At 73.2% G+C, this 6,072-nt stretch carries 7 protein-coding genes; 4 read left to right on the top strand and 3 right to left on the bottom strand.

Annotated features, from left to right (window positions below):
* The 3 genes from AB0C29_RS29300 to AB0C29_RS29290 all read left to right on the top strand — a co-directional run.
* On the top strand, positions 1-297 hold a 297-nt coding region (locus AB0C29_RS29300; protein ID WP_360826662.1), incomplete at its 5' end, for an acetyl-CoA carboxylase biotin carboxyl carrier protein subunit.
* A complete protein-coding gene (locus AB0C29_RS29295) occupies positions 290-901 on the top strand; it encodes a TetR family transcriptional regulator (protein ID WP_360826659.1) in 612 nt (203 codons plus the stop codon). The genes AB0C29_RS29300 and AB0C29_RS29295, both read left to right, overlap by 8 nt.
* 64 nt (positions 902-965) lie before the next feature.
* Positions 966-2,282: an SGNH/GDSL hydrolase family protein gene (locus AB0C29_RS29290; protein ID WP_360826656.1), complete on the top strand. Its 1,317-nt coding sequence runs from the start codon at positions 966-968 to the stop codon at positions 2,280-2,282.
* Between the two features lie 11 nt (positions 2,283-2,293).
* On the opposite strand, the gene AB0C29_RS29285 is transcribed toward AB0C29_RS29290, so the two are convergent.
* Genes AB0C29_RS29285 through AB0C29_RS29275 form a run of 3 tightly spaced genes read right to left on the bottom strand, consistent with a single transcriptional unit; the run spans position 2,294 to position 5,363 of the window.
* The gene (locus AB0C29_RS29285) at positions 2,294-2,929 is read right to left on the bottom strand and encodes a CG0192-related protein (protein ID WP_360826653.1); all 636 of its coding nucleotides are present in this window, start codon (positions 2,927-2,929) and stop codon (positions 2,294-2,296) included.
* Positions 2,930-2,953: 24 nt separating this feature from the next.
* Positions 2,954-4,291, bottom strand: coding sequence for an FAD-dependent oxidoreductase (locus AB0C29_RS29280; protein ID WP_360826650.1), 1,338 nt, complete (start codon positions 4,289-4,291; stop codon positions 2,954-2,956).
* Positions 4,292-4,337: 46 nt separating this feature from the next.
* A complete protein-coding gene (locus AB0C29_RS29275; RefSeq protein ID WP_360826647.1) occupies positions 4,338-5,363 on the bottom strand; it encodes a cation diffusion facilitator family transporter in 1,026 nt (341 codons plus the stop codon).
* A 54-nt stretch (positions 5,364-5,417) separates the two neighbouring features.
* On the opposite strand from AB0C29_RS29275, the gene AB0C29_RS29270 reads away from it, so the two are divergent.
* The gene (locus AB0C29_RS29270; protein ID WP_360826644.1) at positions 5,418-5,804 is read left to right on the top strand and encodes a metalloregulator ArsR/SmtB family transcription factor; all 387 of its coding nucleotides are present in this window, start codon (positions 5,418-5,420) and stop codon (positions 5,802-5,804) included.
* Positions 5,805-6,072: the final 268 nt, after the last annotated feature.

Below are 6,072 nucleotides of genomic sequence, written 5' to 3'. Positions count from 1 at the left end.
GTCGTCGACGGGCCGCAGGGCTCGCTGGAGCTGCGCCGGGTGCCGCGCTTCACCGACCCGTCGGCCCAGCTGCCGGCCGGTGCCCTGGTGGCGCCGATGCCCGGCACGGTGGTGCGCACGGACGTGCGGGTCGGTGAGGCCGTCGTGGCCGGCCAGGCGCTGATCTGGCTGGAGGCGATGAAGATGGAGCACGTGGTGCGCGCCCCGGCGGACGGCACGGTGACGGAGCTGCCGGTCCCGGTGGGCCGGCAGGTCAGCCAGGGCACGCCGCTGGCGGTGGTAACCGCGGATGGCTGACGACTCGGCTCCCAAGCAGGACCGCTCCCGGGAGACCCGCCGGCGCCTGCTGGAGACGACCATCCGGAGCCTGGCGCGGCATGGGTGGGAGGTCTCGACGGTCGCCTTCATCGCCGCCGAGGCGGGCATCAGCCGCGGGGCGGTCCAACACCACTTCCGGACCCGGGAGGCGCTGATCCTGGCCGCGCTGGAGGCCATGTTCGAGGAGCGGGCGGCCCTGCTCGACGCCCTGCCGGACCCCGGGGGTTCGAGCCCGGACCGGGTGCACGCCGTGGTGACGGGCCTGGTCGACGCGATCGGCGGCGAGCTGTTCCGGGCCGCGCTGCAGGTGTGGACCGTGGCCGCCGCCGACCCCGAGCTGCGGGCGGCGGTGGTCCCACTGGAACGGCACTTCGCCCGCGGCGTGCACCGCCGGGCCGTACGGCTGTTGCGGGTCGACGACACCGACCCGGCCGTCCGCGGTCTCATCCAGGCCACCCTCGACCTGGCCCGGGGCCTGGCCCTGGCCGACGTGCTCACCGACGACTCCCGCCGCCGGGCCCGGGTGGTCCGCGCCTGGTCGGACCAGCTGGCCGCCGCCCTGGGAGCGAGCGCCAGAACTTGATGTTCGTCGATGTCTTGACACCTTCGCCGGGCTGAGCTGGGCTGGTCCGGAACGGAGGTCGACGATGACTGCATCCCTGCGACTCCGGCGCCTGGGCGCCACCGCGCTCGCCACGTTCGGCGTCGCGACCCTCACCCTCACCGGCTCGGCCGTCGCGGCCGACCGCCCGGCCAGCTGGACCGGCACCTGGAGCACGGCCGTGACCGGCGCGGCCACCCCACCGATGCCGCAGACCGTGTTCGAGAACCAGACCCTGCGCCAGATCGTGCACAACAGCATCGCGGTCCGGTCGCTGCGGGAGCGGCTGTCCAACGAGTACGGCACCGAGCCGCTGGTGATCGGCGAGGCGCGGGTGGCCCGCAGTGCCGGCGGTGCCCAGCTGCTGGCCGGCACCGACCGCAGGCTCACCTTCGGCGGGCGCTCCTCGTTCAGCGTCCCGCCCGGTGCGCCCGCGCTCAGCGATCCGGTGACTCTGCCCGTACCGGCGCTCTCCGATCTTGTGGTGAGCATCCACCTGCCGCAGCGCACCGCGGCCGCGACCGTGCACGGCTCCGCGTTCCAGACCAACTACCTCGCGGCCGGCAACGTCACCCGCTCCCCCGCCCTGACCGGCGCGACGACCATGACGTCCTGGCACTTCCTCTCCGGCGTCAGCGTCGCCACCGCGCCGCGGGCGGCGTCGGTCGTGGCGTTCGGCGACTCCATCACCGACGGTGCGATCACCACGGTCGACGCCAACCACCGCTGGCCCGACTTCCTGGCCCGCCGGTTGCAGGGGCAGTCCTCGCTGCGGCACCTGGGCGTGCTCAACAAGGGCATCGGCGGCAACCGCCTGCTGTACGACGGCAACACGCGCCCCGACCCGGTGTTCGGAGGGCTCGGGCCGCTCTTCGGCGACAGCGCACTGAGCCGCTTCGACCGCGACGTGCTCGCCCAGCCGGGCGCCCGCGCGGTGATCGTGCTGCTCGGCATCAACGACATCGGCCAGCCGACCTCGATTGCCCCGCCGTCCGAGGCGGTGACGGTCAACGAGTTGATCGCCGGCTACCGGCAGCTGATCGCCCGGGCCCACGAACGCGGCCTGCGGATCATCGGCGCCACCATGACGCCGTTCCAGGACACCACGATCGCCGGTTACTACAGCGCGGAGAACGAGGCCAAGCGGGCCGCGGTCAACCGGTGGATCCGGACCAGCGGCGAGTACGACGGCGTGATCGACTTCGACCGGGCGGTCCGGGACCCGGCGCAGCCGTTGCGCATTCTGGCCCGCTACGACAGCGGCGACCACCTGCACCCCAACGACGCCGGGATGCAGGCCATGGCGGACGCCATCCCGCTGCGACTGCTACAGGTGACCGGCGACCGGGTGGCGGCTCAGTAACCCGCCGCCCCTCACTGACGCGGGGTGGCGTAGGCCAGCGGGACGGGTAGCGGCTCGTCGCCCCACATGCCGGTCAGCACCGGGCCGGTGACCCGCTGGCTGGTGCCGACGCGGCGCAGCACGGCCAGCTCCACGTCGTCCGTCACGATGACCGTCGGGTCCTCGTCGACGACCCGGTGCACGGTGCCGGCGGCCGGGACCGGGGCATCCCCGGTCCCGCTGCCGCTGACGGTCATGGCCGGCGCACGGGTCTCGCGCCGGCCGTCGACCTCGAAGTACTCCTCCGCCTGGGTGCCGCCGGCGTGGATCACCCGGGCCAGCACCGCGGCGTAGACCGGGTCGCAACAGGCGTCGTAGACCCAGCGGCGGCCCAGGGCCGAGTGCTCGGTCGTGCCGATCAGCCACTCCTCGGCGCCGTCCAGGGGTGCGTCGCGATAGGTGAGCGGGACCTGCAGGACCGGGCCGTCACCGGCGCGGACCAGCATCGTCTCCACGCCGACCGCGCCGGCCGGGTCGTCGAAGCGGAAGGCCGAGACCCGGGTCACCTCGCCCTCCGGCGGGCCGGCGAACCACGGGCGGCCGGGCAGCCAGCCCGCCAGCAGCTCAAGCTTGGAAGGGGTCAGATCCGCGCGGTGCAGCAAAGCCATCCGCTGAATCTAGAGGATCGAGAATCAGGCCGCAGAGCTGCCCGCCGCCTTGCGGTCACGGCGGGCGGCACGGAGAACCTCGGCGACCATGGCCGGCCGGAGCAGCGTGGACCCGGGCGCGAGCAGGTGCTGCACCCGTACGACCTGCCGGATGACCTCCGGCGAGGCGTGGGTGGCCCGGAAGATCTGCCGCTGGTACCAGTGCGTCAGGGCCAGCCCGCGCGGCTTGGGCCCCTGCGTGCCGGGGTAGGCGAAGTCGGTCGTGGCGGCCATCTCCCAGGCGACGGTGATCGGCTTCGCGCTGCGGCGGTAGAAGTCACGCGCCATCACCACCCCAGGAGCCCGGTGCCGGTCGAGACACTCAGCCAGCGTGACGGCTTCCAGCGCGGCGACCGTCATGCCGTGCCCGTACACGGGATTGAAGCTGCACAGCGCGTCGCCCATGGCCACGTACCCGGCCGGTATCCGGCGCAGCCGTTCGAAGTGCCGGCGCCGGCTGGTCGGATACGTGTACGCGACCGGGTCGGTCAGCGGCTCACCGGTGCGCAACAGCTCGGCGATCGTGCCGTCCGGCAGGCTCTCGGCGAAGCGCTGGTAACCCTCGGGGTCGGTGGGGGCCTGCTCGCCGTGGAAGCCGCCGAGGGTGACGAGCCACCGGTCGCCCTCGACGGAGAACGCGGCGCCGTAGCGCTGGTGCTCCGGCGGGCTCTCGGCCAGCACGATCATCCCGGGTCCCGGCAGGCACTGCGGGCGGCCGCTGACCAGGCGGGTCGTGTAGTGCACGCGTACGGTGATCACCGACTCCGGCGGGCTCGGAAAGCCGAGGTCGTGCAGCCAGCGGTCGGAGCGGCTGCCGCGACCGCTGGCATCGACCACCAGCTCGGCCGGCAGCTCCCGGCCGCCGGCCAGGGTCACACCGGTGACCCGCTCGCCGGCCCGGCCGGTCAGCCCGGCCACCGCGGTCTCGTCGAGCACGCTCTCCTGCGGTAACGCCCGCACCCGCCGCTGCACGCAGCTCTCCAGCAGCGGCCGGCTCATGGCGAGCATCGTGACGCCACTGTCGACCCGGACGCGGTAGCCGTCGAGCTGCCAGACGTGCGCGTCGCGGACCACGTCGATCCACCGGGCGCCGAGGGCGAGCAGCTCGTCGGTCAGCCCGGGGAAGAGCTTCTCCAGGGCGTCGCGGCCGACCGCGAGCAGGGCGTGCGGGTGGGCGCTCTGCGGCACGCCGCGGCGGCTGTCCGGCCCGGGCGGCAGCCGGTCACGATCGACAACCGTCACCCGGTCGAACCGGTCGGCCAGCACCCGCGCGGCAGCCAGGCCGGCCATCCCGGCCCCGATGACCACGGCATCGTCGCCCATCACTCGATGGTGGCACTTCAGCCGGCGGGGTCCTATCCGGAATCTGTCAGGGCGCGGTGAGGCGGTCGCGACGGTGGTGGGACAGGTCGGTGTGGTGGCTGTCGCCCGGATGGCTGGCCGGGTCCACGTGCACGGTCGCGCCGGTCAGCCGCGGCACCCGGTGGGTCAGCTGATGCTCGGCATCCGCGGCGATCTCGTGCGCGGCCAGCAGGCTCAGGTTGGCATCCACCACCACGGCCGCCTCCGCGTGCATCCGGTGCCCGATCCAGCGCAGCCGCAGCCCGGACACGTCGCGGATGCCCGGAACCGCCCGCAGCGATTCCTCGGCCCGGTCGACCAGCTCCGGATCCACCCGGTCCATCAGCCGCCGGTACACCTCCCGGGCGGCGTCCTTGAGCACAAACGCGATCGCCGCCGTGATGGCCAGCCCGACGGCCGGGTCGGCCCAGCGCCAGCCGGCCCAGGCGCCGGCCGCCGCGACGACGACCGCGAGCGAGGTGAAACCGTCGGTGCGGGCGTGCAGGCCGTCGGCGACCAGCGCCGCCGAACCGATGCGCCGGCCCACATTGATGCGGTAGCGGGCGACGATCTCGTTGCCCGCGAAGCCGATCACGCCGGCGGCCAGCACCCACGGCAGGTGCGTCATGGTCTGCGGGTGCAGCAACCGGTTGACCGCGGTCCACCCGGCGGCGATCGCCGAAGCGGCGATCACCAGCACGATCAGGATGCCGGCCAGATCCTCGGCCCGGCCGAAACCATAGGTGTACGCCCGGGTCGCGGCCCGGCGGCCGAGCAGGAACGCAACACCCAGGGGTACGGCGGTCAGCGCGTCAGCGACGTTGTGCAGGGTGTCGCCGAGCAGGGCCACCGAGCCGGAGAGCACGACGACGCCCGCTTGCAGGGCTGCGGTGATGCCCAGCACGACCAGCGAGATCCACAGGGCGCGGAGTCCTTCCCGCGACGACTCCAGCGCCGGGTCGACCTTGCCGGCGCTGTCGTGCGAGTGCGGGGTGAGCTGGTGACGGAGGCGCCCCCACCAGCCGTCGTGGTGACTGTGGTGGTGGTCGCTCATCGGTGCTCCCCTGCCGTTCTGGTGGTCGATGCCGCTCGCCGATAATATGTGCTCATGTACGCACGCGACAACGGTGCAACTGCCAATGACCTGCAGGAACCACTCACGAGCGACGACGTGATCCAGGCGGCGACGGTCACCCTGGGGATGCTCGCCGATGGCACCCGCCTGCGCCTGATGGCTGCTCTGGTCGACGCGGAGAGCGACGTGACCGCTTTGACCCGGCTGGTGGGTGCGGCGCGTCCGGCCGTGTCGCAGCATCTGGGCAAGCTGCGCCTGGCCGGGCTGGTCCGGGCCCGCCGCGACGGCCGCCGGTCGGTGTACGCGGTCACGGACCCGCACGTGCGCCGCCTGGTGATCGAGGCGCTGCGGATGGCGGAGCACCGGCTCTCCGACCGCCCAGCCCACCACGCGAGCGCACCCGACTCCGCACCACGGTGATTCCGATCAGCCCACCACCCGAACGCCCTTGTCCCCGCGTCCAGATGTGACCGGTCAGCCCACCGCGCAGTTGCCACCATCCTGCGCTGGGATGAGACCAATCGACACATGCGAGCACCCCGCCTTCCCCCGCGCCGCAGAGACCGCCGAGCCCACCGCGCGAACGCCACCGCTTCCGCGCCAGGACAAGGCCCGGTCGACTTGCATCCGGTACCCAGGTACAGGTTTACCGTCGGACCATGACCGGAGAAGACCAGGTGTGGGTGCC

It is taken from the genome of Actinoplanes sp. NPDC048791 (assembly GCF_040650095.1).
GTDB lineage: Bacteria > Actinomycetota > Actinomycetes > Mycobacteriales > Micromonosporaceae > Actinoplanes.
This window is presented reverse-complemented; position numbering and strand designations above follow the sequence as displayed.